A 24,427-nucleotide genomic window follows, 5' to 3' on the forward strand; every position below is an offset into this window, starting at 1 on the left:
CAAGCAGGTGACCAAGCTGGGGAACGCTGATGGCTTACTCATATACTGAGAAAAAACGTATCCGCAAGGACTTTAGCAAGTTGCCGGACGTCATGGATGTCCCGTACCTTCTGGCTATCCAGCTGGATTCGTATCGTGAATTCTTGCAGGCGGGAGCGACCAAAGATCAGTTCCGCGACGTGGGCCTGCATGCGGCCTTCAAATCCGTTTTCCCGATCATCAGCTACTCCGGCAATGCTGCGCTGGAGTACGTCGGTTATCGCCTGGGCGAACCGGCATTTGATGTCAAAGAATGCGTGTTGCGTGGCGTTACGTACGCCGTACCTTTGCGGGTAAAAGTCCGTCTGATCATTTTCGACAAAGAATCGTCGAACAAAGCGATCAAGGACATCAAAGAGCAAGAAGTCTACATGGGCGAAATCCCACTGATGACTGAAAACGGTACCTTCGTAATCAACGGTACCGAGCGTGTAATCGTTTCCCAGCTGCACCGTTCCCCGGGCGTGTTCTTCGACCACGACCGCGGCAAGACGCACAGCTCCGGCAAACTCCTGTACTCCGCGCGGATCATTCCGTACCGCGGTTCGTGGTTGGACTTCGAGTTCGACCCGAAAGACTGCGTGTTCGTGCGTATCGACCGTCGTCGCAAGCTGCCGGCCTCGGTATTGCTGCGCGCGCTCGGTTACACCACTGAGCAAGTGCTGGATGCTTTCTATACCACCAACGTATTCAGCCTGAAGGATGAAACCCTCAAGCTGGAACTGATCGCTTCGCGTCTGCGTGGTGAAATTGCTGTCCTGGACATCCAGGACGAAAAAGGCAAGGTCATCGTTGAGGCTGGCCGTCGTATCACTGCGCGCCACATCAACCAGATCGAAAAAGCCGGTATCAAAGAGCTGGAAGTGCCACTGGACTACGTCCTGGGTCGCACTACCGCCAAGGTTATCGTTCACCCGGCTACAGGCGAAATCCTGGCTGAGTGCAACACCGAGCTGAACACCGAGATCCTGGCCAAGATCGCCAAGGCCCAGGTTGTTCGCATCGAGACCCTGTACACCAACGATATCGACTGCGGTCCGTTCATCTCCGACACACTGAAGATCGACTCCACCAGCAACCAATTGGAAGCGCTGGTCGAGATCTATCGCATGATGCGTCCTGGTGAGCCACCAACCAAAGACGCTGCCGAAACCCTGTTCAACAACCTGTTCTTCAGCCCTGAGCGCTATGACCTGTCTGCGGTCGGCCGGATGAAGTTCAACCGTCGTATCGGTCGTACCGAGATCGAAGGTTCGGGCGTGCTGTGCAAGGAAGACATCGTCGCGGTATTGAAGACCCTGGTCGACATCCGTAACGGCAAAGGCATCGTCGATGACATCGACCACCTGGGTAACCGCCGTGTTCGCTGCGTAGGCGAAATGGCCGAGAACCAGTTCCGCGTTGGCCTGGTACGTGTTGAGCGTGCGGTCAAAGAGCGTCTGTCGATGGCTGAAAGCGAAGGCCTGATGCCGCAAGACTTGATCAACGCCAAGCCAGTGGCTGCGGCGGTGAAAGAGTTCTTCGGTTCCAGCCAGCTTTCGCAGTTCATGGACCAGAACAACCCGCTCTCCGAGATCACCCACAAGCGCCGTGTTTCTGCACTGGGCCCGGGCGGTCTGACCCGTGAGCGTGCTGGCTTTGAAGTTCGTGACGTACACCCGACGCACTACGGTCGTGTTTGCCCGATCGAAACGCCGGAAGGTCCGAACATCGGTCTGATCAACTCCCTGGCTGCCTATGCGCGCACCAACCAGTACGGCTTCCTCGAAAGCCCGTACCGTGTGGTGAAAGACGCCCTGGTTACCGACGAGATCGTATTCCTGTCCGCCATCGAAGAAGCTGATCACGTGATCGCTCAGGCTTCGGCCACGATGAACGACAAGAAAGTCCTGGTCGACGAGCTGGTAGCTGTTCGTCACTTGAACGAGTTCACCGTCAAGGCGCCGGAAGACGTTACCTTGATGGACGTATCGCCCAAGCAGGTAGTTTCTGTTGCAGCGTCGCTGATCCCGTTCCTGGAACACGATGACGCCAACCGTGCGTTGATGGGTTCCAACATGCAGCGTCAAGCTGTACCGACCCTGCGTGCTGACAAGCCGCTGGTAGGTACCGGCATGGAGCGCAACGTGGCGCGTGACTCCGGCGTTTGCGTCGTGGCTCGTCGTGGCGGTGTGATCGACTCCGTTGATGCCAGCCGTATCGTGGTTCGTGTTGCCGATGACGAAGTAGAAACTGGCGAAGCCGGTGTCGACATCTACAACCTGACCAAATACACCCGCTCGAACCAGAACACCTGCATCAACCAGCGTCCGCTGGTGAGCAAGGGTGATCGCGTTCAGCGTAGCGACATCATGGCCGACGGCCCGTCCACCGACATGGGTGAACTGGCTCTGGGTCAGAACATGCGCATCGCGTTCATGGCATGGAACGGCTTCAACTTCGAAGACTCCATCTGCCTGTCCGAGCGTGTGGTTCAAGAAGACCGCTTCACCACGATCCACATTCAGGAACTGACCTGTGTGGCACGTGATACCAAGCTTGGGCCTGAGGAAATCACTGCAGACATCCCGAACGTGGGTGAAGCTGCACTGAACAAGCTGGACGAAGCCGGTATCGTTTATGTAGGTGCTGAAGTTGGCGCTGGCGACATCCTGGTCGGTAAGGTCACTCCGAAAGGCGAGACCCAACTGACGCCGGAAGAGAAGCTGCTGCGTGCCATCTTCGGTGAAAAAGCCAGCGACGTTAAAGACACCTCCCTGCGTGTACCTACCGGTACCAAGGGTACTGTCATCGACGTACAGGTCTTCACCCGTGACGGCGTTGAGCGTGATGCTCGTGCACTGTCCATCGAGAAGACCCAGCTCGACGAGATCCGCAAGGATCTGAACGAAGAGTTCCGTATCGTTGAAGGCGCGACCTTCGAACGTCTGCGTTCCGCTTTGGTAGGCCACAAGGCTGAAGGCGGCGCAGGCCTGAAGAAAGGTCAGGACATCACCGACGAAATCCTCGACGGTCTTGAGCACGGCCAGTGGTTCAAACTGCGCATGGCTGAAGATGCTCTGAACGAGCAGCTCGAGAAGGCCCAGGCCTATATCGTTGATCGCCGCCGTCTGCTGGACGACAAGTTCGAAGACAAGAAGCGCAAACTGCAGCAGGGCGATGACCTGGCTCCAGGTGTGCTGAAAATCGTCAAGGTTTACCTGGCAATCCGTCGCCGCATCCAGCCGGGCGACAAGATGGCCGGTCGTCACGGTAACAAGGGTGTGGTCTCCGTGATCATGCCGGTTGAAGACATGCCGCACGATGCCAATGGCACCCCGGTCGACGTCGTCCTCAACCCGTTGGGCGTACCTTCGCGTATGAACGTTGGCCAGATCCTTGAAACCCACCTGGGCCTCGCGGCCAAAGGTCTGGGCGAGAAGATCAACCGTATGATCGAAGAGCAGCGCAAGGTCGCAGACCTGCGTAAGTTCCTGCACGAGATCTACAACGAGATCGGCGGTCGCAACGAAGAGCTGGACACCTTCTCCGACCAGGAAATCCTGGATCTGGCGAAGAACCTGCGCGGCGGCGTTCCAATGGCTACCCCGGTGTTCGACGGTGCCAAGGAAAGCGAAATCAAGGCCATGCTGAAACTGGCAGACCTGCCAGAAAGCGGCCAGATGCAGCTGTTCGACGGCCGTACCGGCAACAAGTTCGAGCGCCCGGTTACTGTTGGCTACATGTACATGCTGAAGCTGAACCACTTGGTAGACGACAAGATGCATGCTCGTTCTACCGGTTCGTACAGCCTGGTTACCCAGCAGCCGCTGGGTGGTAAGGCTCAGTTCGGTGGTCAGCGTTTCGGGGAGATGGAGGTCTGGGCACTGGAAGCATACGGTGCTGCATACACTCTGCAAGAAATGCTCACAGTGAAGTCGGACGATGTGAACGGTCGTACCAAGATGTACAAAAACATCGTGGACGGCGATCACCGTATGGAGCCGGGCATGCCCGAGTCCTTCAACGTGTTGATCAAAGAAATTCGTTCCCTCGGCATCGATATCGATCTGGAAACCGAATAACACGTGACGCGAATCGAGAGCGGGGCTGCTTAGCCCGCTCTCTGCTCCGCCAGGAGGAAAGGCCTTGAAAGACCTACTGAATTTGCTGAAAAACCAGGGTCAAGTCGAAGAGTTCGACGCCATCCGTATTGGATTGGCATCGCCTGAGATGATCCGTTCGTGGTCGTTCGGTGAAGTTAAAAAGCCGGAAACCATCAACTACCGTACGTTCAAACCTGAGCGTGACGGCCTGTTCTGCGCCAAGATCTTTGGCCCGGTAAAGGATTACGAGTGCCTGTGCGGTAAGTACAAGCGCTTGAAGCACCGTGGTGTGATCTGCGAGAAGTGTGGCGTTGAAGTCGCACTGGCCAAGGTTCGTCGTGAGCGCATGGCGCACATCGAACTGGCTTCGCCGGTTGCCCACATCTGGTTCCTGAAATCGCTGCCGTCCCGTATCGGCTTGCTGATGGACATGACCCTGCGTGATATCGAACGTGTTCTCTACTTCGAGAGCTATGTCGTTATCGACCCAGGCATGACCACCCTTGAAAAAGGTCAGCTGCTGAACGACGAGCAGTACTTCGAAGCGCTGGAAGAGTTCGGCGACGATTTCGATGCCCGCATGGGTGCCGAAGCTGTCCGCGAACTGCTGCACGCTATCGACCTGGAGCACGAGATTGGTCGTCTGCGCGAAGAGATTCCGCAAACCAACTCCGAAACCAAGATCAAGAAGCTGTCCAAGCGTCTGAAGTTGATGGAAGCCTTCCAGGGTTCCGGCAACTTGCCAGAGTGGATGGTGCTGACCGTTCTGCCGGTTCTGCCGCCAGACCTGCGTCCGCTGGTACCGTTGGACGGTGGTCGTTTCGCGACGTCCGACCTCAACGACCTGTACCGCCGCGTGATCAACCGTAACAACCGCTTGAAGCGCCTGCTTGATCTGTCCGCTCCGGACATCATCGTGCGCAACGAAAAGCGTATGTTGCAAGAAGCGGTCGATGCCCTGCTCGACAACGGTCGTCGTGGCCGCGCTATCACCGGTTCCAACAAGCGTCCTCTGAAATCCCTGGCTGACATGATCAAGGGTAAGCAAGGTCGTTTCCGTCAGAACTTGCTCGGTAAGCGTGTTGACTACTCCGGTCGTTCGGTAATTACCGTAGGCCCGACCCTGCGTCTGCACCAGTGCGGTCTGCCTAAGAAGATGGCACTCGAGCTGTTCAAGCCGTTCATCTTCGGTAAGCTGGAAATGCGCGGTCTCGCGACCACCATCAAAGCGGCCAAGAAAATGGTCGAGCGCGAACTGCCAGAGGTTTGGGACGTTCTCGCTGAAGTGATTCGCGAACACCCGGTTCTCCTCAACCGTGCACCGACCCTTCACCGTCTGGGTATCCAGGCGTTTGAACCTGTACTGATCGAAGGTAAGGCTATCCAGCTGCACCCTCTGGTCTGTGCTGCGTACAACGCCGACTTCGACGGCGACCAAATGGCCGTGCACGTACCGCTGACACTGGAAGCCCAGTTGGAAGCGCGTGCGTTGATGATGTCGACCAACAACATCCTGTCGCCAGCCAACGGTGAGCCAATCATCGTTCCGTCGCAGGACGTTGTATTGGGTCTGTACTACATGACCCGTGAAGCGATCAACGCCAAGGGCGAAGGTCGTGTGTTCGCTGACCTGCAAGAAGTTGACCGTGTGTTCCGTGCCGGCGAAGCCGCACTGCACGCCAAGGTCAAGGTGCGGATCCACGAAACCGTCAACGACCGTGACGGCGGCAGCGTGAGCAACACCCGTATCGTCGACACCACTGTCGGCCGTGCGCTGTTGTACCAGGTTGTGCCAAAAGGTCTGTCTTACGACGTCGTCAACCTGCCGATGAAGAAAAAGGCGATCTCCAAGCTGATCAACCAGTGCTACCGCGTGGTTGGTTTGAAAGAGACCGTTATCTTCGCTGACCAGTTGATGTACACAGGTTTCGCTTACTCGACTATCTCCGGCGTTTCCATCGGCGTTAACGACTTCGTTATCCCGGATGAAAAAGCTCGCATCATCAGTGCTGCCACTGACGAAGTGAAAGAGATCGAGAGCCAGTACGCCTCCGGCCTGGTAACCCAGGGCGAGAAGTACAACAAGGTGATCGACCTTTGGTCCAAGGCGAACGACGAAGTTTCCAAGGCGATGATGGCAAACCTCTCGAAAGAGAAAGTCATCGACCGTCACGGCGACGAAGTTGACCAGGAATCCTTCAACTCGATGTACATGATGGCCGACTCGGGCGCACGGGGTTCTGCTGCGCAGATCCGTCAGCTCGCCGGTATGCGTGGCCTGATGGCCAAGCCGGACGGCTCCATCATCGAAACGCCGATTACTGCGAACTTCCGTGAAGGTTTGAGCGTACTCCAGTACTTCATCTCCACTCACGGTGCTCGTAAGGGTCTTGCGGATACCGCGTTGAAAACCGCTAACTCCGGTTACCTGACTCGTCGTCTGGTAGACGTTGCACAAGATCTGGTTGTAACCGAGATCGATTGCGGCACCGAGCACGGCCTGCTGATGACTCCGCACATTGAAGGCGGTGACGTTGTAGAGCCACTGGGTGAGCGCGTATTGGGTCGTGTGATTGCCCGTGACGTGTTCAAGCCAGGTACCGAGGAAGTTATCGTTCCTGCCGGCACCCTGGTTGACGAGAAGTGGGTCGAGTTCATCGAACTCAACAGCATCGACGAAGTGATCGTTCGCTCGCCGATCAGCTGCGAAACCCGCTACGGCATCTGCGCCAAGTGCTACGGCCGTGACTTGGCTCGTGGTCACCAGGTGAACATCGGTGAAGCGGTCGGCGTTATCGCTGCCCAGTCCATCGGTGAGCCGGGTACCCAGCTGACCATGCGTACGTTCCACATCGGTGGTGCGGCAAGCCGGACCTCCGCAGCCGACAGTGTTCAGGTTAAGAATGGCGGTACCGTCCGCCTGCACAACCTCAAGCACGTTGAGCGAGTGGATGGCCACCTGGTTGCTGTGTCCCGTTCCGGTGAGCTGGCCATCGCTGATGACTACGGTCGTGAGCGCGAGCGTTACAAGCTGCCGTACGGTGCTGTGATTTCGGTTAAAGAAGGTGACAAGGTCGACGCTGGCGCAATCGTGGCCAAGTGGGATCCGCACACTCACCCGATCGTTACCGAAATGAAAGGTACCGTGACCTACGTGGGCATGGAAGAAGGCATCACGATCAAGCGTCAGACTGACGAATTGACCGGTATGACCAACATTGAAGTACTCGACGCCAAAGATCGTCCAGCTGCCGGTAAGGACATCCGTCCTGCCGTGAAGATGGTCGATGACAACGGCAAGGATCTGTTGCTGCCAGGCACTGACGTAATCGCTCAGTACTTCCTGCCAGCCAACGCCCTGGTCGGTGTAGCGGATGGTGCGAAGATCGCGATCGGTGATGTTATCGCGCGTATCCCGCAAGAAACTTCGAAGACCCGTGACATCACCGGTGGTCTGCCGCGTGTTGCCGACTTGTTTGAAGCTCGTCGTCCGAAAGAAGCGTCGATTCTGGCTGAAGTCAGCGGTACCATCGCGTTCGGTAAAGAGACCAAGGGCAAGCGCCGTCTGGTCATTACTCCGAACGACGGTAGCGATCCGTACGAAGAGCTGATTCCGAAGTGGCGTCACCTGAACGTGTTCGAAGGCGAACAGGTAAACCGCGGCGAAGTTATCTCCGACGGCCCTAGCGATCCACACGACATCCTGCGTCTGCTGGGTGTAAGTGCGCTGGCCAAGTACATCGTTAACGAGATCCAGGACGTTTACCGTCTGCAAGGCGTGAAGATCAACGACAAGCACATCGAGACCATCCTGCGTCAGATGCTGCGTAAAGTTGAAATCGCTGAATCCGGCGATTCCAGTTTCATCAAGGGCGACCAGATGGAACTGACTCACGTACTGGTAGAAAACGAGCGCCTGGCGAATGAAGAGAAATTTGTCTCCAAGTTCACTCGCGTGCTGCTGGGTATCACCAAGGCGTCGTTGTCCACTGAGTCGTTCATCTCGGCGGCCTCCTTCCAGGAGACCACTCGCGTACTGACCGAAGCAGCGGTAACCGGCAAGCGCGATTACCTGCGCGGCCTGAAAGAAAACGTAGTCGTGGGTCGTCTGATCCCGGCAGGTACCGGTTTGGCTTACCACAGCGAGCGTAAGCGTCGCCGTGATGCTGACAAGCCGCTGCGCGTAAGCGCCAGTGAAGTGGAAGCTGCACTGACCGAAGCGCTGAACTCAAGCGGTAACTGAGTTCTGCGATAGATGAGTCTGGGCCCTGACACTCCCATTCGTCGGATCGAGGCATTTTTGCCCCGGTTCGACGCGAGGGGAGGTCGGGGCCTTGCCTTGACTGGGGACAAGATCCTCTTTAGACTCTTGTACCCCTAAATTTGGCGGGAATTCGTTCCTGCCATTTTGCTTTTCTTGCAAGACAATAGCGTCGCAAGACAACAGTGGAGCTAGTAGATGGCAACTATCAACCAGCTGGTACGTCAGCCGCGTAAGCGTATCGTCGAGAAATCCGACGTACCTGCGCTGCAGAACTGCCCGCAACGTCGTGGCGTATGCACCCGTGTGTATACCACCACGCCGAAAAAACCTAACTCGGCACTGCGTAAAGTATGCCGTGTGCGTCTGACCAACGGTTTCGAGGTTTCCTCGTACATCGGCGGTGAAGGCCACAACCTGCAAGAGCACAGCGTGGTACTGATCCGCGGCGGTCGTGTAAAAGACTTGCCAGGTGTTCGTTATCACACCGTACGCGGTTCTTTGGATACTTCCGGCGTTAAAGGTCGTAACCAGGGTCGTTCGAAGTACGGTACCAAGAAGCCTAAGTAGTAGCGGCTTTTTGTAAACCTGAATCATCTTATTTTCTGAGTCGATAAGAGTAAGGTCGGAGGCGTCCCGAAAGGGCACCGATTCCGAGCGAACCTGAAGACCGTTTGAGGGCTTATCCATGCCAAGAAGACGCGTAGCAGCCAAGCGCGAAGTGCTTGACGATCCAAAATACGGAAGCCAAATCCTGGCCAAGTTCATGAACCACGTGATGGAAAGCGGCAAGAAAGCCGTTGCCGAGCGTATCGTTTATGGCGCGCTGGAAAAGGTTAAAGAACGCAAGAACAGCGACCCCCTGGAAATCTTCGAGAAAGCTCTCGACGCCATCGCTCCGCTGGTCGAAGTGAAGTCGCGCCGTGTAGGCGGTGCTACTTACCAGGTTCCGGTTGAAGTTCGCCCGTCCCGTCGTAACGCTCTGGCAATGCGCTGGTTGGTAGACTTCGCCCGTAAGCGTGGCGAGAAGTCTATGGCTCTGCGTTTGGCCGGCGAACTGTTGGACGCTGCTGAAGGTAAAGGTGCTGCTGTTAAGAAGCGTGAAGACGTGCACCGTATGGCTGAAGCCAACAAAGCTTTCTCGCACTACCGCTTCTAATTTTAGCTTCACTAATTTTGCGAGGGCTTTATGGCTCGTACTACTCCGATTAGCCGCTACCGTAACATCGGTATCGTCGCTCACGTGGATGCTGGTAAAACCACCACCACCGAGCGCGTACTGTTTTACACCGGCAAAAGTCACAAAATGGGCGAGGTGCATGACGGCGCCGCGACCACAGACTGGATGGTTCAGGAGCAGGAGCGTGGTATTACCATTACTTCTGCTGCTATTACCGCCTTCTGGAAAGGTTCCGAGAAGCAGTACAAAGACGAGCATCGCTTCAACGTAATCGATACCCCGGGCCACGTAGACTTCACCATTGAAGTTGAACGTTCCCTGCGCGTACTCGATGGCGCTGTCGTTGTGTTCTGCGGTACCTCGGGCGTTGAGCCTCAGTCGGAAACCGTATGGCGTCAAGCCAACAAGTACGGCGTTCCACGTCTTGTTTATGTAAACAAGATGGACCGTGCTGGTGCCAACTTCCTGCGCGTGATCGGTCAGATCAAGCAGCGTCTGGGTCACACTCCGGTGCCTATCCAGTTGGCTATCGGTTCCGAAGACAACTTCCAGGGTCAGATCGATCTGATCAACATGGAAGCTGTTTACTGGAATGATTCCGACAAAGGTATGGTTCCTGTTCGTAAGCCTATCCCTGAAGAGCTTCAGGAACTGGCTGACGAGTGGCGCAACAACATGGTTGAGGCTGCCGCCGAAGCCAGCGAAGAGCTGATGAACAAGTACCTCGAAGGTGAAGAACTCACCAACGTGGAAATCAAGGCCGCTCTGCGTCAGCGTACTATCGCTGGTGAGATCGTCTTGGCTGTTTGCGGTTCCTCGTTCAAGAACAAGGGTGTTCCCCTGGTTCTCGACGCCGTTATCGACTACCTGCCTGCTCCAACCGACATTCCTGCTATCAAGGGTTCCAACCCTGATAACGAGGAAGAAGAAATGGAGCGTCACGCCGATGACAACGAGCCGTTCTCGGCTCTGGCGTTCAAGATCGCTACCGACCCATTCGTGGGTACTTTGACCTTCGTCCGCGTTTACTCGGGCGTGTTGGCCTCCGGCGACGGCGTGATCAACTCGGTTAAAGGCAAGAAAGAGCGCGTGGGTCGTATGGTGCAAATGCACGCAAACGCCCGTGAAGAGATCAAGGAAGTACGCGCTGGTGACATCGCGGCCCTGATCGGCATGAAGGACGTCACCACTGGTGAGACTTTGTGCGACGCTGCCAAGCCAATCATCCTGGTTCGCATGGACTTCCCGGAGCCGGTTATTTCGGTTGCCGTAGAGCCTAAGACCAAGGATGACCAGGAAAAAATGGGTATCGCTCTGGGCAAGCTTGCTCAGGAAGATCCATCTTTCCGCGTCAAGACTGATGAAGAGACTGGTCAAACGATCATCTCCGGCATGGGCGAGCTGCACCTGGACATCCTGGTTGACCGGATGCGCCGTGAGTTCAACGTCGAAGCCAACATCGGTAAGCCTCAGGTTTCCTATCGTGAGCGCATCACGAAGAACTGTGAAATCGAAGGCAAGTTCGTTCGTCAGTCCGGCGGTCGTGGTCAGTTCGGTCACTGCTGGATCCGTTTTGCTCCTGCTGACGAAGGTCAGGAAGGTCTGCAATTCGTGAACGAAGTAGTAGGCGGTGTTGTTCCTAAGGAATACATCCCTGCTATCCAGAAGGGTATCGAAGAGCAGATGAAGAACGGTGTTGTTGCCGGCTATCCGCTGATCGGCCTGAAAGCAACCGTTTTTGACGGTTCTTACCACGACGTCGACTCCAACGAGATGGCGTTTAAGGTGGCTGCTTCCATGGCAACCAAGCAACTGGCCCAGAAGGGCGGTGGTGAGTTGCTTGAGCCAATCATGGCGGTAGAAGTTGTTACACCTGAAGACTATATGGGTGATGTCATGGGCGACCTTAACCGTCGTCGCGGCATGATCTTGGGTATGGAAGACACGGTTTCCGGCAAAGTGATTCGCGCCGAGGTTCCGTTGGGCGAGATGTTCGGTTATGCGACCGACGTTCGTTCCATGTCTCAGGGTCGCGCAAGCTACTCTATGGAATTCAAAAAATACAACACAGCTCCGGCGCACATCGCTGAAACTGTATCCAAAAAACAAGGCTGATTCAGTCCTTTAGGCAAGGAGTTAATTGTCGTGGCTAAAGAAAAATTTGATCGTTCCCTACCGCACGTCAACGTTGGCACCATCGGTCACGTTGACCACGGTAAAACCACTCTGACTGCTGCTCTGACTCGCGTTTGCTCCGAAGTATTCGGTTCCGCAATCGTTGATTTCGATAAAATCGACAGCGCGCCAGAAGAGAAAGCTCGTGGTATCACCATCAACACCGCGCACGTTGAATACAACTCGCTGATCCGTCACTACGCTCACGTTGACTGCCCAGGTCACGCTGACTATGTGAAGAACATGATCACCGGTGCTGCCCAGATGGACGGCGCAATCCTGGTTTGCTCGGCCGCTGATGGTCCGATGCCACAAACCCGTGAGCACATCCTGCTGTCCCGTCAGGTAGGCGTTCCGTACATCGTGGTTTACCTGAACAAGGCTGACCTGGTAGACGACGCTGAGCTGCTGGAACTGGTTGAGATGGAAGTGCGCGATCTGCTGAGCACTTACGACTTCCCAGGCGACGACACTCCGATCATCATCGGTTCTGCTCGTATGGCTCTGGAAGGCAAAGACGACAACGAAATGGGCACCACGTCCGTTCGTAAACTGGTTGAGACTCTGGACAGCTACATCCCAGATCCAGTCCGTGTTATCGACAAGCCGTTCCTGATGCCAATCGAAGACGTATTCTCGATCTCTGGTCGCGGTACTGTTGTAACTGGTCGTATCGAGCGCGGTATCGTCAAGGTTCAAGATCCACTGGAAATCGTTGGTCTGCGTGACACTACCGTCACCACCTGCACCGGTGTTGAAATGTTCCGTAAGCTGCTCGACGAAGGTCGTGCTGGCGAGAACTGCGGCGTTCTGCTTCGTGGTACCAAGCGTGACGACGTTGAGCGTGGCCAGGTTCTGGTCAAGCCAGGTTCGGTTAAGCCGCACACCAAGTTCGAAGCTGAAGTGTACGTGCTGAGCAAAGAAGAAGGCGGTCGTCACACTCCGTTCTTCAAAGGCTACCGTCCACAGTTCTACTTCCGTACTACTGACGTGACTGGTAACTGCGAACTGCCGGAAGGCGTAGAAATGGTAATGCCAGGCGACAACATCAAAATGGTTGTCACCCTGATCAAAACCATCGCTATGGAAGACGGTCTGCGTTTCGCAATCCGTGAAGGCGGCCGTACCGTTGGTGCTGGCGTTGTAGCTAAAATCATCGAGTAATCTCTCTTTTGAGTGAGCTTTGATGTTTTGAGAAAGCCCCCGCTTAGCGGGGGCTTTTTTATTGGGTTGACACCTATCTAGGGCGTCTATAGAATTGCGCCTCCTTTTAACGGGCGTATTGCGCCCGGTGGGAATAGCAGCCGGAGTCTGAAATCCAATGCAAAATCAGCAAATCCGTATCAGGTTGAAGGCTTTTGACCATCGCCTGATCGACCAATCCACCCAGGAAATCGTGGAAACCGCGAAACGTACTGGTGCTCAAGTGCGTGGTCCAATTCCACTGCCTACCCGTAAAGAGCGGTTCACCGTTCTGGTCTCCCCGCACGTCAACAAAGACGCGCGTGACCAGTACGAGATCCGTACTCATAAGCGCGTACTGGACATCGTCCAGCCAACGGATAAAACCGTTGATGCACTTATGAAGCTCGATCTGGCGGCCGGTGTGGAAGTACAGATCAGCCTCGGCTAAGACTTGGGTCTTAGTCGTGTAACGCTCTGAAATGGGCGGCCATAGCGGGTGAAAGCCCCGTACACTCATGAGGTTTACAACATGACTATTGGTGTAGTCGGTCGTAAATGCGGTATGACCCGTATTTTCACCGAAGAAGGTGTCTCCATTCCGGTCACGGTCATTGAGATCGAACCGAATCGCGTCACCCAGTTCAAAACTGAAGAGACCGATGGCTATCGTGCAGTGCAAGTCACTGTCGGCGAGCGTCGTGCTTCGCGCGTGACTGCTGCTCAAGCAGGTCACTTCGCTAAAGCAAACGTTGCAGCTGGTCGTACTGTCATGGAGTTCCGTCTTGAAGACGGCGACTACCAGGCTGGCGATCTGATCAACGCTGAAATCTTCGCCGCTGGTCAACTGGTCGATGTGACCGGTCAGTCCAAAGGTAAAGGCTTCCAGGGTACGATCAAGCGTTGGAATTTCCGTGGTCAAGACAACACTCACGGTAACTCCGTTTCCCACCGCGTCCCGGGCTCTATTGGCCAGTGCCAGACTCCTGGTCGTGTATTCAAGGGCAAAAAAATGTCCGGTCATATGGGCGCTGAGCGCGTGACCGTGCAGTCCCTCGAAGTAGTGCGCGTCGACGCTGAACGCAATCTGTTGTTGGTCAAGGGTGCTGTTCCTGGCGCTACTGGCGGCAACCTGGTTGTACGTCCAGCGGCCAAGGCTCGCGGTTAAGGGGAAGCTGACATGCAATTAAATGTAAATGACGCTCAAGCGATCGAAGTTTCCGAACTGACATTTGGCGGCGAATTCAACGAGACGCTCGTTCACCAAGCAGTCGTGGCCTACATGGCCGGCGGCCGTCAAGGTAGCAAGCAGCAAAAGACCCGTTCCGACGTACGTGGTGGCGGTAAGCGCCCTTGGCGTCAGAAAGGCACTGGCCGTGCTCGTGCCGGTACTATCCGTAGCCCAATCTGGCGTGGCGGCGGTACCACTTTCGCAGCTCGTCCACAGGATCACTCTCAGAAGCTCAACAAGAAGATGTACCGCGCAGCACTGCGCTCCATCCTTGCTGAACTCGTGCGTACTGATCGTCTGGTCGTGGTTCAGGACTTCGCTGTTGAAAGTCCAAAAACCAAAGATCTGCTGGGCAAACTGAACAACATGAGCCTGACCGACGTTTTGATCGTGTCCGAAGCTGTTGATCAGAACCTGTACCTGGCTGCTCGCAACCTGCCACACGTTGATGTACGTGACGTGCAAGGTTCCGATCCAGTTAGTCTGATCGCATACGACAAGGTGTTGATCACCGTGTCGGCCGTGAAGAAATTCGAGGAGCTGCTGGGATGAACCAGGAACGCGTATTTAAAGTTCTGCTTGGCCCGCACGTTTCCGAAAAGGCTACGGTTCTGGCTGACAAGAAAGGCCAGTTCGTTTTCAAGGTTGCAACTGACGCAACCAAGCTGGAAATCAAGAAGGCCGTCGAAAGCCTGTTCAGCGTGAAAGTAGAGCGTGTTACTACCCTGAATGTTCTGGGTAAGAGCAAGCGCACTGCTCGCGGTCTGGGCAAGCGTAATGACTGGAAGAAGGCAGTTATCTCCCTTCAGCCAGGCCAAGATCTCGATTTCAGCAGCAGTGCTGAGTAAGGAAGGGGTGCATCATGGCAATCGTTAAATGCAAACCGACTTCCCCTGGCCGCCGTTTTGTGGTCAAGGTGGTCAACCAGGAGCTGCATAAAGGCGCTCCTCACGCACCGCTGCTCGAGAAAAAATCGAAGTCTGGTGGTCGTAACAACAATGGTCGCATTACCACTCGTCACATCGGTGGTGGCCATAAGCAGCATTATCGTCTGGTCGACTTCCGTCGCAACGACAAAGATGGCATCGCTGCCACTGTCGAGCGTATCGAATACGATCCAAACCGTACTGCTCACATCGCTCTGCTGCTGTACGCAGATGGCGAGCGTCGCTACATCATCGCCCCTAAAGGCGTGAGTGCTGGCGACCAGCTGATCGCAGGTGCTCTGGCACCGATCAAGCCGGGCAACGCTCTGCAACTGCGTAACATTCCAGTTGGTAGCACCGTACACGGCATCGAATTGAAGCCAGGTAAAGGCGCACAGATCGCTCGTTCCGCTGGTGCTTCGGCTCAGCTGATCGCTCGTGAAGGTGTCTACGTGACCCTGCGTCTGCGTTCTGGTGAGATGCGTAAAGTACTGGCTGAATGCCGTGCGACCCTGGGCGAAGTCTCGAACTCCGAGCACAGCCTGCGTTCGTTGGGTAAAGCTGGTGCCAAACGCTGGCGTGGCGTTCGCCCAACCGTTCGTGGTGTTGCCATGAACCCGGTTGACCACCCACACGGTGGTGGTGAAGGTCGTACCTCTGGTGGTCGTCATCCGGTATCGCCATGGGGCTTCCCGACTAAGGGCGCGAAGACTCGTGGTAATAAGCGTACCGACAAAATGATCGTCCGTCGTCGCAAGTAAATAGAGGGATACGACAGTGCCACGTTCTCTGAAAAAAGGTCCTTTTATTGATCTTCACCTACTGAAGAAGATCGAAGTGGCGGCGGAAAAGAACGATCGCAAACCAGTTAAAACCTGGTCGCGTCGTTCGATGATCCTGCCACAAATGGTCGGTTTGACCATCGCAGTACACAACGGTCGTCAACACGTCCCAGTTCTCGTTAACGAAGACATGGTCGGCCACAAACTGGGCGAGTTTGCCGGTACCCGCACTTATCGTGGGCACGTGGCAGACAAGAAAGCCAAGCGTTACGGGGTTAGGAAATGGAAGTAGCCGCTAAGTTGTCGGGCGCTCGAATCTCCGCCCAGAAAGCCCGCTTGGTCGCCGACCAGATCCGCGGGAAGAAGGTGGGCGAAGCGCTCAACCTGTTGGCTTTCAGCAGTAAGAAAGCCGCCGAGATCATGAAGAAAGTGCTGGAGTCGGCCGTAGCCAACGCCGAGCATAACGAAGGCGCAGACGTTGATGACCTGAAGGTCAGCACCGTTTTCGTCAACGAAGGGCGTTCGCTGAAGCGCATCATGCCACGTGCCAAAGGCCGTGCTGATCGCATCGTCAAGCGGTCTTGCCATATCACTGTCAAGGTTGCTGACAAGTAACGGAGTCGAAGAGATGGGTCAGAAAGTACATCCCATTGGCATTCGCCTGGGAATCGTCAAGGAGCACACCTCCGTCTGGTACGCAGACGGTCGGACTTATGCGGACTATTTGTTCGCTGATCTGAAGGTGCGTGAGTATCTCCAAGACAAACTAAAAAGCGCGTCCGTAAGCCGTATCGATATCCATCGTCCGGCCCAAACTGCACGTATCACCATCCACACCGCTCGTCCAGGTATCGTTATCGGGAAGAAAGGTGAAGATGTTGAGAAACTGCGTCAGGACCTGACCAAGCAAATGGGTGTGCCTGTGCACATCAATATCGAAGAGATCCGCAAGCCGGAGCTCGACGGTATGCTGGTTGCGCAGAGCGTAGCTCAGCAGCTGGAGCGTCGCGTAATGTTCCGTCGCGCTATGAAGCGCGCCGTACAGAACGCCATGCGCATTGGTGCCAAAGGCATCAAAATCCAAGTGAGCGGTCGTCTCGGCGGTGCTGAAATCGCACGTACTGAATGGTATCGCGAAGGTCGTGTGCCACTGCACACCCTGCGTGCCGACATCGACTATGCCAACTACGAAGCTCACACCACTTACGGTGTGATCGGTGTAAAGGTTTGGATCTTCAAAGGCGAAGTAATTGGTGGTCGCCAAGAAGAACTGAAACCACAAGCACCAGCGCCTCGTAAAAAAGCTGCTAAGTAAGGGGTACGCCAAATGTTGCAACCTAAGCGTACGAAGTTCCGCAAGCAGATGACAGGCCACAACCGTGGTCTGGCTCAGCGCGGTAGCAAAGTCAGCTTCGGCGAGTTCGCGCTGAAGTCTGTAGCTCGTGGTCGTCTCACCGCTCGTCAGATCGAGTCAGCGCGTCGTGCTCTGACCCGTCACGTAAAACGTGGCGGCAAGATCTGGATCCGTGTATTCCCGGACAAGCCGATCTCCAAAAAACCTCTCGAGGTTCGGATGGGTAAAGGTAAGGGTAACGTGGAATACTGGGTAGCCCAGATTCAGCCAGGCAAAGTCCTGTATGAAATCGAGGGTGTTTCTGAAGAGCTGGCGCGTGAGGCTTTCGCCCTGGCTGCTGCAAAGCTGCCGCTCGCCACCTCCTTTGTTAAACGGACGGTGATGTGATGAAAGCGAATGAACTTCGTGAAAAATCCGCACAGCAGCTGAACGAGCAACTGCTCGGCCTGCTGCGCGACCAGTTCAATCTGCGTATGCAGAAAGCAACTGGCCAGTTGGGGCAGTCTCATCTGCTCTCGCAAGTTAAGCGTGACATCGCTCGCGTGAAGACTGTGCTCAACCAGCAGGCAGGTAAGTGATCATGGCTGAAGCCGAAAAGACTGTCCGTACGCTGACTGGCCGTGTTGTCAGCGACAAGATGGACAAAACCATCACCGTTTTGATCGAGCGTCGCGTTAAGCACCCGATCTACGGTAAATACGTTAAGCGTTCGACTAAGCTGCACGCGCACGACGAAACCAATCAGTGCCACATCGGCGACAAAGTCACTATTCGTGAAACTCGTCCGATGGCCAAGACCAAGTCTTGGGCACTGGTTGATGTTCTCGAACGCGCTGTGGAAGTCTAAGGACTAGGGGTCGGAGAAATTATATGATTCAGACTCAATCCATGCTCGATGTGGCCGATAACAGCGGCGCTCGCCGTGTTATGTGCATCAAGGTGCTGGGTGGCTCCCATCGTCGTTACGCTGGTATCGGTGACATCATCAAAGTTACCGTGAAGGAAGCAATTCCTCGCGGTAAGGTGAAAAAAGGCCAAGTGATGACTGCTGTTGTAGTCCGCACTCGTCACGGCGTACGTCGTGCTGATGGCTCCATTATCCGCTTTGATGGCAACGCTGCTGTTCTTCTGAACAACAAGCAAGAGCCGATCGGCACCCGTATCTTTGGGCCAGTGACCCGTGAACTTCGTACTGAGAAGTTCATGAAGATCGTCTCGCTCGCCCCAGAAGTGCTGTAAGGAGATCCGACATGCAAAAGATTCGTCGTGACGACGAGATCATCGTGATCGCCGGCAAAGACAAAGGTAAGCGCGGTAAGGTGCTTAAGGTTCTCGCTAATAACCGTCTGGTTATCGGTGGTCTGAACCTGGTCAAGCGTCATACCAAGCCTAACCCGATGTCGGGCGTGCAGGGCGGTATCGTCGAGAAAGAAGCTCCGCTGGATGCTTCTAACGTCGCCATCTTCAACGGCGAAACCAACAAGGCTGACCGCGTTGGTTTCAAAGTAGAAGACGGTAAGAAAATTCGTGTCTTCAAGTCGACCCAAAAAGCGGTTGATGCTTGAACACTGCTAGGTAGATTAGACCATGGCACGACTACAAGAGATTTACCGGAAGGAAATCGCCCCTAAGCTTAAGGAAGAACTTAAGCTCGGGAACGTGATGGAAGTTCCGCGCGTTACCAAAATCACCCTGAACATGGGTCTGGGCGAAGCGATCGGCGACAAAAAAGTCATCGAGCACGCTGTTGCCGACCTGGAAAAGATCACCGGTCAAAAAGTCGTTGTGACTTACGCTCGGAAATCCATCGCTGGCTTTAAAGTCCGTGAAGGTTGGCCGATCGGCGTCAAAGTGACTCTGCGCCGTGAGCGTATGTACGAATTCCTGGATCGTCTGCTGTCGATCTCCCTGCCTCGGGTTCGCGACTTCCGCGGCCTGAATGCCAAGTCCTTCGATGGTCGTGGTAACTACAGCATGGGCGTGAAAGAGCAGATCATCTTCCCGGAAATCGACTACGACAAGATCGATGCTCTCCGCGGTCTGGACATCACCCTGACCACCACTGCCAAGAACGATGATGAAGGTCGCGCCCTGCTGCGTGCTTTCAAATTCCCGTTCCGCAACTGATTGGAGTAGGACCATGGCCAAGATGAGCATGAAAAACCGCGAGCTGAAGCGTCAGCTCACGGTTGCCAAGTACGCCAAGAAGCGTGCAGCACTGAAAGCAATCATCGTTGATCTGAACGCAAGTCCAGAAGCACGTTGGGAAGCTACAGTTGCTCTGCAGAAGCAGCCACGTGACGCAAGCGCTTCGCGCATGCGTAACCGCTGCCGCCTGACCGGTCGTCCACACGGCGTTTACCGCAAGTTCGGCCTCGGCCGTAACAAACTGCGTGAAGCGGCAATGCGTGGTGACGTACCAGGTCTGGTTAAAGCCAGCTGGTAAGTACTTTCAACGTCCAGGTGGTCGGAATCGCAAGATACTGACCGCCGGTGACCTTGAATCTGGATCAAGCCCCTTTTGGGGCTTGTTTCATTTCTGGAGTATGTCTAAAATACGCGGCTCGCCTGAGCCCGTGTTTTTTGTGCTCGGAGATTCTCGGCGACATATGTAGCCGCAAGGCTAATTTTTTTGTATTAGGAGCGTCTAGCCCATGAGTATGCAGGACCCGTTAGCGGACATGCTAACTCGTATCCGTAATGCCCAGATGGCTGAAAAGTCCGTCGTAAGCATGCCATCTTCCAAGTTGAAGGTAGCTGTTGCCAAAGTCCTGAAAGACGAAGGCTACATTGCGGGTTATCAGATCAGCAGCGAAATCAAACCACTGCTGTCCATCGAGCTGAAGTACTTCGAAGGCCGTTCGGTCATCGAGGAAGTGAAGCGCGTTAGCCGTCCAGGCCTGCGTCAGTACAAGTCCGCTGAAGATCTGCCGAAAGTTCGTGGCGGTCTGGGCGTGTCTATCGTCTCCACCAACAAAGGTGTGATGACGGATCGTGCTGCGCGCGCTGCCGGTGTCGGCGGCGAAGTTCTTTGCACTGTGTTCTAAGGGGGGATAAGCATGTCTCGCGTCGCTAAGAACCCCGTTAAGCTGCCAGCCGGTGTCGAAGTCAAATTCGCAGGCCAACAGCTTTCGGTGAAGGGTGCCAAGGGTACTCTTGAACTGAACATCCATTCGTCCGTTGAGATCGTTGAGGAAGCTGGTGAGCTGCGTTTCGCTGCTCGCAATGGCGATCAACAAACTCGCGCAATGGCCGGTACCACGCGTGCGTTGGTAAACAACATGGTCCAAGGCGTAAGCCAAGGCTTCGAGCGTAAGCTCCAGCTGGTCGGTGTTGGTTACAAAGCGCAAGCAAAAGGCACGGTTTTGAACCTTGCCCTTGGCTTCTCGCACCCAGTGGATTACGAACTGCCAGCGGGCATCACTGCTGAGACTCCTAGCCAGACCGATATCCTGATCAAGGGCATCGATAAGCAGCTGGTAGGTCAAGTGGCCGCTGAGATCCGCGACTTCCGTCCACCAGAGCCGTACAAAGGCAAAGGTGTGCGCTACGCGGACGAAGTCGTCCGTCGTAAAGAAGCCAAGAAGAAGTAGGGCATAGCAAATGACCGACAAAAAAGTTACTCGACTGCGTCGCGCTCGCAAAGCACGCCTGAAAATGCACGAACTCGAAGTCGTGCGTCTCTGCGTGTTCCGCTCGTCGCAGCACATCTACGCCCAGGTCATCTCGGCCGACGGCAACAAAGTCCTGGCAAGCGCCTCGACTTTGGATAAAGAACTGCGTGATGGTGCCACTGGCAACATCGACGCGGCCACAAAGGTTGGCCAGCTGGTCGCTACGCGTGCTAAGGCCGCTGGCGTCTCGCAAGTGGCTTTCGACCGCTCTGGCTTCAAGTACCACGGTCGCGTGAAAGCGCTGGCTGATGCTGCTCGTGAAGCTGGGCTGGAGTTCTAAGTTATGTCAAATAACGACCAAAAGCGCGACGAAGGCTACATTGAGAAGCTGGTTCAAGTTAACCGCGTAGCCAAAACCGTTAAAGGCGGCCGTATCTTCACTTTCACCGCGTTGACCGTGGTAGGTGATGGTAAAGGGCGTGTTGGCTTCGGCCGTGGCAAGTCACGTGAAGTGCCTGCTGCGATCCAGAAGGCAATGGAAGCTGCTCGTCGCAACATGATCCAAGTTGATCTGAACGGCACCACTCTGCAGTATGCAATGAAGTCCGCTCACGGCGCTTCGAAGGTGTACATGCAGCCTGCTTCTGAAGGTACCGGTATCATCGCTGGCGGCGCTATGCGTGCTGTCCTCGAAGTTGCTGGCGTTCAGAACGTTCTGGCCAAGTGCTACGGCTCGACTAACCCAGTAAACGTGGTTCACGCCACTTTCAAGGGTCTGAAGGCTATGCAATCTCCTGAGTCCATCGCTGCCAAGCGTGGTCTGACTGTCAAGGAGATCTTCTGATCATGGCTACCGTTAAAGTAACGCTGATCAAAAGCATGACCGGCCGCATCCCTAACCACAAATTGTGCGTTAAAGGTTTGGGTCTGCGTCGCATCGGTCACACTGTAGAAGTCCAGGATACTCCCGAGAATCGCGGGATGATCAACAAGGCTTACTACATGCTGCGTGTAGAGGGTTAATCGATGAAACTCAATGATCTGAGTCCAGCGCCGGGTTCCCGTCGCGAAAAGCATCGTCCGGGCCGTGGTATCGGTAGTGGTTTGGGTAAGACCGGTGGCCGTGGCCACAAGGGTCAAACCTCCCGCTCCGGTGGCACCATTGCTCCAGGCTTTGAAGGCGGTCAACAGCCGCTGCATCGTCGCCTGCCTAAGTTCGGTTTCGTATCCCTGAAAGCCATGGACCGCGCAGAAGTGCGTCTGTCCGAGCTGGCTAAAGTGGAAGGCGACATCGTTACTGTGCAGACCCTGAAAGATGCCAACGTGATCAACGTCAACGTACAGCGTGTGAAAATCATGCTGTCCGGTGAAGTGACTCGCGCTGTCACTATCGGCAAGGGAATCGGCGCCACCAAAGGTGCGCGTTCGGCTATCGAAGCAGCTGGCGGCAAGTTCGAGGAATAAATGGCTAAGCAAGGTGCTCTCTCAGCGCTCGGCAAAGGCGGTATGTCTGAACTTTGGGCTCGTCTGCGTTTTCTGTTCCTGGCGATTATCGTCTACCGAATAGGCGCACACATCCCGGTTCCAGGTATCAACCCGGACCGACTCGCAGACCTGTTTCGACAGAATGAGGGGACCATTCTTAGCTTGTTCAACATGTTTTCCGGCGGCGCGCTGGAGCGGATGAGCATCTTTGCACTGGGGATCATGCCGTACATTTCGGCATCGATCATCATGCAACTGATGACAGCCGTCAGCCCGCAGCTGGAGCAGTTGAAGAAGGAAGGTGAAGCTGGCCGTCGCAAGATTAGCCAGTACACCCGCTACGGCACTGTCGTCCTCGCCCTGGTTCAAGCTATCGGCATGTCCGTTGGCCTGGCCGGGCAGGGCGTTGCGTTCACTGGTGACTTTGGCTTCCATTTCGTCGCAGTATCCACGTTTGTGGCTGGTGCGATGTTCATGATGTGGCTGGGTGAGCAGATTACGGAGCGTGGTGTTGGCAACGGTATCTCGATGTTGATTTTCGCAGGTATCGTCGCCGGTCTTCCGAGAGCAATCGGGCAGTCTTTCGAGTCTGCGCGTCAGGGTGATATCAATATCTTCGCCTTGGTTGCCATCGGTTTGCTGGCAGTAGCGATTATCGGTTTTGTGGTGTTCATTGAGCGTGGCCAGCGTCGTATTGCTGTTCACTACGCCAAGCGTCAGCAGGGCCGTAAGGTCTTTGCTGCGCAGACCAGCCACTTGCCGCTGAAAGTGAATATGGCCGGTGTTATTCCGGCAATTTTCGCGAGCAGCATCTTGCTGTTTCCGGCTTCGTTGGGTACCTGGTTTGGTCAGTCTGAAAATATGGGCTGGCTGCAGGACCTCTCTCAGTCGATCGCTCCTGGTCAGCCGTTGAATATTCTGCTGTTTAGTGCAGGGATTATTTTCTTCTGCTTCTTCTATACGGCGTTGATGTTCAATCCGAAAGACGTAGCGGAAAACCTGAAGAAGTCCGGTGCCTTTATTCCGGGCATCCGTCCAGGTGAGCAGTCGGCACGCTACATTGATGGCGTTCTGACTCGTTTGACCCTGTTCGGTGCTCTATATATGACGGCCGTGTGCCTGTTGCCCCAGTTCCTGGTGGTTGCAGCAAACGTTCCGTTCTACCTTGGCGGGACCTCGTTGCTGATCGTGGTCGTGGTTGTGATGGACTTCATGTCCCAAGTACAATCGCACCTCGTTTCGCACCAGTACGAATCCCTGATGAAGAAAGCCAACCTGAAGGGCTACGGCAGCGGCATGTTGCGCTGAGTACCCCATAAGGTTCGAGGAGTTGGTGATGAAAGTTCGTGCATCGGTGAAAAAGCTGTGCCGTAACTGCAAGATTATTCGCCGCGAAGGTGTTGTTCGAGTAATTTGCAGCGCGGAACCGCGTCACAAACAGCGCCAAGGCTGAGTGTGATCCGCTTGAAGCCCGGCAGCTAGTGCGCTGCCGGGTTGATTATTTGTTATTACAGCGATATTATCTCGCGCCCTATTTCTTGGCTTCCGGGGCGTAGGTAGCTGTCAATTGGAGTCCCACTGAATGGCCCGTATTGCAGGCGTTAACATTCCAGATAACAAGCACACTGTTATCTCGCTGACCTACATCTATGGTGTTGGTCGCACTACTGCGCAGAAAATTTGCGCAGTCGCTGGGGTAAACCCAGCCGCTAAGATCAAGGATCTGAGCGACGAGCAGATTGAACAGCTGCGTGGCGAAGTGGCGAAGTTCACCACTGAAGGTGACCTGCGTCGCGAAATCAACATGAAAATCAAGCGTTTGATGGACCTCGGTTGCTATCGCGGTCTGCGTCATCGTCGTGGTCTTCCAGTACGCGGTCAGCGTACCAAGACTAACGCGCGTACCCGTAAAGGTCCGCGTAAGCCGATCCGCAAGTAATCGCCCCAGCGAATCGACAGGAAAATTATCATGGCAAAACCTGCTGCTCGTCCTCGTAAAAAAGTTAAAAAGACAGTGGTTGATGGCATCGCCCACATCCATGCATCTTTTAACAACACCATCGTGACCATCACCGACCGTCAAGGTAACGCGCTTTCTTGGGCTACCTCCGGT

31 protein-coding genes are annotated in these 24,427 nt (G+C 55.1%); all 31 read left to right on the plus strand.

Features of this window, described 5'->3' with window-relative positions; all coding sequences use genetic code 11:
• The first annotated feature begins 29 nt into the window (after window positions 1-29).
• Entirely contained in the window at window positions 30-4,103 is a 4,074-nt protein-coding gene (gene rpoB, locus GIW04_RS12155) for a DNA-directed RNA polymerase subunit beta (protein WP_010206926.1), read from the plus strand.
• A gap of 64 nt (window positions 4,104-4,167) precedes the next feature.
• The gene (rpoC, locus tag GIW04_RS12160) at window positions 4,168-8,367 is read left to right on the plus strand and encodes a DNA-directed RNA polymerase subunit beta' (protein ID WP_003194653.1); all 4,200 of its coding nucleotides are present in this window, start codon (window positions 4,168-4,170) and stop codon (window positions 8,365-8,367) included.
• Between the two features lie 216 nt (window positions 8,368-8,583).
• Window positions 8,584-8,955, plus strand: a complete 372-nt coding sequence (rpsL, locus tag GIW04_RS12165) for a 30S ribosomal protein S12 (protein ID WP_002555494.1) — start codon at window positions 8,584-8,586, stop codon at window positions 8,953-8,955.
• A 118-nt stretch (window positions 8,956-9,073) separates the two neighbouring features.
• Window positions 9,074-9,544, plus strand: a complete 471-nt coding sequence (rpsG, locus tag GIW04_RS12170; protein WP_002555493.1) for a 30S ribosomal protein S7 — start codon at window positions 9,074-9,076, stop codon at window positions 9,542-9,544.
• 30 nt (window positions 9,545-9,574) lie between these two features.
• Window positions 9,575-11,680 (plus strand): elongation factor G, encoded by a 2,106-nt coding sequence (gene fusA / locus GIW04_RS12175; RefSeq protein ID WP_003194651.1) that lies wholly within the window; start codon window positions 9,575-9,577, stop codon window positions 11,678-11,680.
• A gap of 30 nt (window positions 11,681-11,710) precedes the next feature.
• Window positions 11,711-12,904, plus strand: coding sequence for an elongation factor Tu (gene tuf / locus GIW04_RS12180; RefSeq protein ID WP_003176426.1), 1,194 nt, complete (start codon window positions 11,711-11,713; stop codon window positions 12,902-12,904).
• A 157-nt stretch (window positions 12,905-13,061) separates the two neighbouring features.
• Entirely contained in the window at window positions 13,062-13,373 is a 312-nt protein-coding gene (gene rpsJ, locus GIW04_RS12185; protein ID WP_003186070.1) for a 30S ribosomal protein S10, read from the plus strand.
• Between the two features lie 81 nt (window positions 13,374-13,454).
• Window positions 13,455-14,090 (plus strand): 50S ribosomal protein L3, encoded by a 636-nt coding sequence (gene rplC, locus GIW04_RS12190; RefSeq protein ID WP_003194649.1) that lies wholly within the window; start codon window positions 13,455-13,457, stop codon window positions 14,088-14,090.
• Between the two features lie 12 nt (window positions 14,091-14,102).
• Complete coding sequence (gene rplD, locus GIW04_RS12195; protein WP_003176424.1) at window positions 14,103-14,705, plus strand: 50S ribosomal protein L4; 603 nt, start codon at window positions 14,103-14,105, stop codon at window positions 14,703-14,705.
• The gene (gene rplW, locus GIW04_RS12200) at window positions 14,702-15,001 is read left to right on the plus strand and encodes a 50S ribosomal protein L23 (protein WP_002555488.1); all 300 of its coding nucleotides are present in this window, start codon (window positions 14,702-14,704) and stop codon (window positions 14,999-15,001) included. Before rplD ends, rplW begins: the two co-directional genes overlap by 4 nt.
• Before the next feature lie 14 nt (window positions 15,002-15,015).
• A complete protein-coding gene (gene rplB, locus GIW04_RS12205) occupies window positions 15,016-15,840 on the plus strand; it encodes a 50S ribosomal protein L2 (protein WP_003186055.1) in 825 nt (274 codons plus the stop codon).
• Window positions 15,841-15,856: 16 nt separating this feature from the next.
• Complete coding sequence (rpsS, locus tag GIW04_RS12210; RefSeq protein WP_236478991.1) at window positions 15,857-16,153, plus strand: 30S ribosomal protein S19; 297 nt, start codon at window positions 15,857-15,859, stop codon at window positions 16,151-16,153.
• Entirely contained in the window at window positions 16,144-16,476 is a 333-nt protein-coding gene (gene rplV / locus GIW04_RS12215; RefSeq protein ID WP_003103908.1) for a 50S ribosomal protein L22, read from the plus strand. The genes rpsS and rplV overlap by 10 nt, the downstream gene beginning before the upstream one ends.
• A gap of 13 nt (window positions 16,477-16,489) precedes the next feature.
• Complete coding sequence (gene rpsC / locus GIW04_RS12220) at window positions 16,490-17,176, plus strand: 30S ribosomal protein S3 (RefSeq protein ID WP_003176422.1); 687 nt, start codon at window positions 16,490-16,492, stop codon at window positions 17,174-17,176.
• Between the two features lie 12 nt (window positions 17,177-17,188).
• Window positions 17,189-17,602: a 50S ribosomal protein L16 gene (gene rplP / locus GIW04_RS12225; protein WP_003176421.1), complete on the plus strand. Its 414-nt coding sequence runs from the start codon at window positions 17,189-17,191 to the stop codon at window positions 17,600-17,602.
• Window positions 17,602-17,793, plus strand: coding sequence for a 50S ribosomal protein L29 (gene rpmC / locus GIW04_RS12230; RefSeq protein ID WP_002555481.1), 192 nt, complete (start codon window positions 17,602-17,604; stop codon window positions 17,791-17,793). The genes rplP and rpmC overlap by 1 nt, the downstream gene beginning before the upstream one ends.
• Window positions 17,794-17,795: 2 nt before the next feature.
• Window positions 17,796-18,062 (plus strand): 30S ribosomal protein S17, encoded by a 267-nt coding sequence (rpsQ, locus tag GIW04_RS12235; protein ID WP_003194644.1) that lies wholly within the window; start codon window positions 17,796-17,798, stop codon window positions 18,060-18,062.
• A 23-nt stretch (window positions 18,063-18,085) separates the two neighbouring features.
• On the plus strand, window positions 18,086-18,454 hold the full coding sequence (gene rplN, locus GIW04_RS12240; protein ID WP_002555479.1) for a 50S ribosomal protein L14: 369 nt from the start codon (window positions 18,086-18,088) through the stop codon (window positions 18,452-18,454).
• 11 nt (window positions 18,455-18,465) lie between these two features.
• Window positions 18,466-18,780 (plus strand): 50S ribosomal protein L24, encoded by a 315-nt coding sequence (gene rplX / locus GIW04_RS12245; RefSeq protein WP_003176416.1) that lies wholly within the window; start codon window positions 18,466-18,468, stop codon window positions 18,778-18,780.
• A gap of 22 nt (window positions 18,781-18,802) precedes the next feature.
• Window positions 18,803-19,342 carry a 50S ribosomal protein L5 gene (gene rplE / locus GIW04_RS12250; protein ID WP_003194642.1) on the plus strand — a complete coding sequence of 180 codons (540 nt, stop codon included), beginning with the start codon at window positions 18,803-18,805 and terminating at the stop codon, window positions 19,340-19,342.
• A gap of 13 nt (window positions 19,343-19,355) precedes the next feature.
• On the plus strand, window positions 19,356-19,661 hold the full coding sequence (gene rpsN / locus GIW04_RS12255; RefSeq protein ID WP_003176414.1) for a 30S ribosomal protein S14: 306 nt from the start codon (window positions 19,356-19,358) through the stop codon (window positions 19,659-19,661).
• 208 nt (window positions 19,662-19,869) lie between these two features.
• A complete protein-coding gene (gene rpsH / locus GIW04_RS12260) occupies window positions 19,870-20,262 on the plus strand; it encodes a 30S ribosomal protein S8 (protein ID WP_003176413.1) in 393 nt (130 codons plus the stop codon).
• 12 nt (window positions 20,263-20,274) lie between these two features.
• Window positions 20,275-20,808, plus strand: coding sequence for a 50S ribosomal protein L6 (gene rplF, locus GIW04_RS12265; protein ID WP_003194640.1), 534 nt, complete (start codon window positions 20,275-20,277; stop codon window positions 20,806-20,808).
• Window positions 20,809-20,818: 10 nt separating this feature from the next.
• Window positions 20,819-21,169, plus strand: coding sequence for a 50S ribosomal protein L18 (gene rplR, locus GIW04_RS12270; protein WP_003186037.1), 351 nt, complete (start codon window positions 20,819-20,821; stop codon window positions 21,167-21,169).
• Window positions 21,170-21,172: 3 nt separating this feature from the next.
• The gene (rpsE, locus tag GIW04_RS12275; RefSeq protein ID WP_003176409.1) at window positions 21,173-21,673 is read left to right on the plus strand and encodes a 30S ribosomal protein S5; all 501 of its coding nucleotides are present in this window, start codon (window positions 21,173-21,175) and stop codon (window positions 21,671-21,673) included.
• A 2-nt stretch (window positions 21,674-21,675) separates the two neighbouring features.
• Window positions 21,676-21,852, plus strand: a complete 177-nt coding sequence (rpmD, locus tag GIW04_RS12280) for a 50S ribosomal protein L30 (protein WP_003176408.1) — start codon at window positions 21,676-21,678, stop codon at window positions 21,850-21,852.
• A gap of 3 nt (window positions 21,853-21,855) precedes the next feature.
• Entirely contained in the window at window positions 21,856-22,293 is a 438-nt protein-coding gene (rplO, locus tag GIW04_RS12285; protein WP_003176407.1) for a 50S ribosomal protein L15, read from the plus strand.
• Entirely contained in the window at window positions 22,294-23,622 is a 1,329-nt protein-coding gene (gene secY, locus GIW04_RS12290; protein ID WP_003194637.1) for a preprotein translocase subunit SecY, read from the plus strand.
• A 28-nt stretch (window positions 23,623-23,650) separates the two neighbouring features.
• Window positions 23,651-23,767: a 50S ribosomal protein L36 gene (gene rpmJ / locus GIW04_RS12295; RefSeq protein ID WP_002555468.1), complete on the plus strand. Its 117-nt coding sequence runs from the start codon at window positions 23,651-23,653 to the stop codon at window positions 23,765-23,767.
• Between the two features lie 129 nt (window positions 23,768-23,896).
• On the plus strand, window positions 23,897-24,253 hold the full coding sequence (gene rpsM / locus GIW04_RS12300) for a 30S ribosomal protein S13 (protein ID WP_003194635.1): 357 nt from the start codon (window positions 23,897-23,899) through the stop codon (window positions 24,251-24,253).
• 30 nt (window positions 24,254-24,283) lie between these two features.
• On the plus strand, window positions 24,284-24,427 hold a 144-nt coding region (gene rpsK, locus GIW04_RS12305; RefSeq protein ID WP_232957941.1), incomplete at its 3' end, for a 30S ribosomal protein S11.

The organism is Pseudomonas sp. PA-4-8C (assembly GCF_021606625.1).
Lineage (GTDB): Bacteria > Pseudomonadota > Gammaproteobacteria > Pseudomonadales > Pseudomonadaceae > Aquipseudomonas > Aquipseudomonas lactis.

What these genes read in the sequence shown, in the direction of transcription:
- rpoB (WP_010206926.1), top strand. Translation starts at nt 30, where the DNA reads ATGGCTTACTCATATACTGAGAAAAAACGTATCCGCAAGGACTTTAGC.
- rpsL (WP_002555494.1), top strand. Translation starts at nt 8,584, where the DNA reads ATGGCAACTATCAACCAGCTGGTACGTCAGCCGCGTAAGCGTATCGTC.
- rpsG (WP_002555493.1), top strand. Translation starts at nt 9,074, where the DNA reads ATGCCAAGAAGACGCGTAGCAGCCAAGCGCGAAGTGCTTGACGATCCA.
- fusA (WP_003194651.1), top strand. Translation starts at nt 9,575, where the DNA reads ATGGCTCGTACTACTCCGATTAGCCGCTACCGTAACATCGGTATCGTC.
- rpsJ (WP_003186070.1), top strand. Translation starts at nt 13,062, where the DNA reads ATGCAAAATCAGCAAATCCGTATCAGGTTGAAGGCTTTTGACCATCGC.
- rplC (WP_003194649.1), top strand. Translation starts at nt 13,455, where the DNA reads ATGACTATTGGTGTAGTCGGTCGTAAATGCGGTATGACCCGTATTTTC.
- rplD (WP_003176424.1), top strand. Translation starts at nt 14,103, where the DNA reads ATGCAATTAAATGTAAATGACGCTCAAGCGATCGAAGTTTCCGAACTG.
- rplW (WP_002555488.1), top strand. Translation starts at nt 14,702, where the DNA reads ATGAACCAGGAACGCGTATTTAAAGTTCTGCTTGGCCCGCACGTTTCC.
- rplB (WP_003186055.1), top strand. Translation starts at nt 15,016, where the DNA reads ATGGCAATCGTTAAATGCAAACCGACTTCCCCTGGCCGCCGTTTTGTG.
- rplV (WP_003103908.1), top strand. Translation starts at nt 16,144, where the DNA reads ATGGAAGTAGCCGCTAAGTTGTCGGGCGCTCGAATCTCCGCCCAGAAA.
- rpsC (WP_003176422.1), top strand. Translation starts at nt 16,490, where the DNA reads ATGGGTCAGAAAGTACATCCCATTGGCATTCGCCTGGGAATCGTCAAG.
- rplP (WP_003176421.1), top strand. Translation starts at nt 17,189, where the DNA reads ATGTTGCAACCTAAGCGTACGAAGTTCCGCAAGCAGATGACAGGCCAC.
- rpmC (WP_002555481.1), top strand. Translation starts at nt 17,602, where the DNA reads ATGAAAGCGAATGAACTTCGTGAAAAATCCGCACAGCAGCTGAACGAG.
- rpsQ (WP_003194644.1), top strand. Translation starts at nt 17,796, where the DNA reads ATGGCTGAAGCCGAAAAGACTGTCCGTACGCTGACTGGCCGTGTTGTC.
- rplN (WP_002555479.1), top strand. Translation starts at nt 18,086, where the DNA reads ATGATTCAGACTCAATCCATGCTCGATGTGGCCGATAACAGCGGCGCT.
- rplX (WP_003176416.1), top strand. Translation starts at nt 18,466, where the DNA reads ATGCAAAAGATTCGTCGTGACGACGAGATCATCGTGATCGCCGGCAAA.
- rplE (WP_003194642.1), top strand. Translation starts at nt 18,803, where the DNA reads ATGGCACGACTACAAGAGATTTACCGGAAGGAAATCGCCCCTAAGCTT.
- rpsN (WP_003176414.1), top strand. Translation starts at nt 19,356, where the DNA reads ATGGCCAAGATGAGCATGAAAAACCGCGAGCTGAAGCGTCAGCTCACG.
- rpsH (WP_003176413.1), top strand. Translation starts at nt 19,870, where the DNA reads ATGAGTATGCAGGACCCGTTAGCGGACATGCTAACTCGTATCCGTAAT.
- rplF (WP_003194640.1), top strand. Translation starts at nt 20,275, where the DNA reads ATGTCTCGCGTCGCTAAGAACCCCGTTAAGCTGCCAGCCGGTGTCGAA.
- rplR (WP_003186037.1), top strand. Translation starts at nt 20,819, where the DNA reads ATGACCGACAAAAAAGTTACTCGACTGCGTCGCGCTCGCAAAGCACGC.
- rpsE (WP_003176409.1), top strand. Translation starts at nt 21,173, where the DNA reads ATGTCAAATAACGACCAAAAGCGCGACGAAGGCTACATTGAGAAGCTG.
- rpmD (WP_003176408.1), top strand. Translation starts at nt 21,676, where the DNA reads ATGGCTACCGTTAAAGTAACGCTGATCAAAAGCATGACCGGCCGCATC.
- rplO (WP_003176407.1), top strand. Translation starts at nt 21,856, where the DNA reads ATGAAACTCAATGATCTGAGTCCAGCGCCGGGTTCCCGTCGCGAAAAG.
- secY (WP_003194637.1), top strand. Translation starts at nt 22,294, where the DNA reads ATGGCTAAGCAAGGTGCTCTCTCAGCGCTCGGCAAAGGCGGTATGTCT.
- rpmJ (WP_002555468.1), top strand. Translation starts at nt 23,651, where the DNA reads ATGAAAGTTCGTGCATCGGTGAAAAAGCTGTGCCGTAACTGCAAGATT.
- rpsM (WP_003194635.1), top strand. Translation starts at nt 23,897, where the DNA reads ATGGCCCGTATTGCAGGCGTTAACATTCCAGATAACAAGCACACTGTT.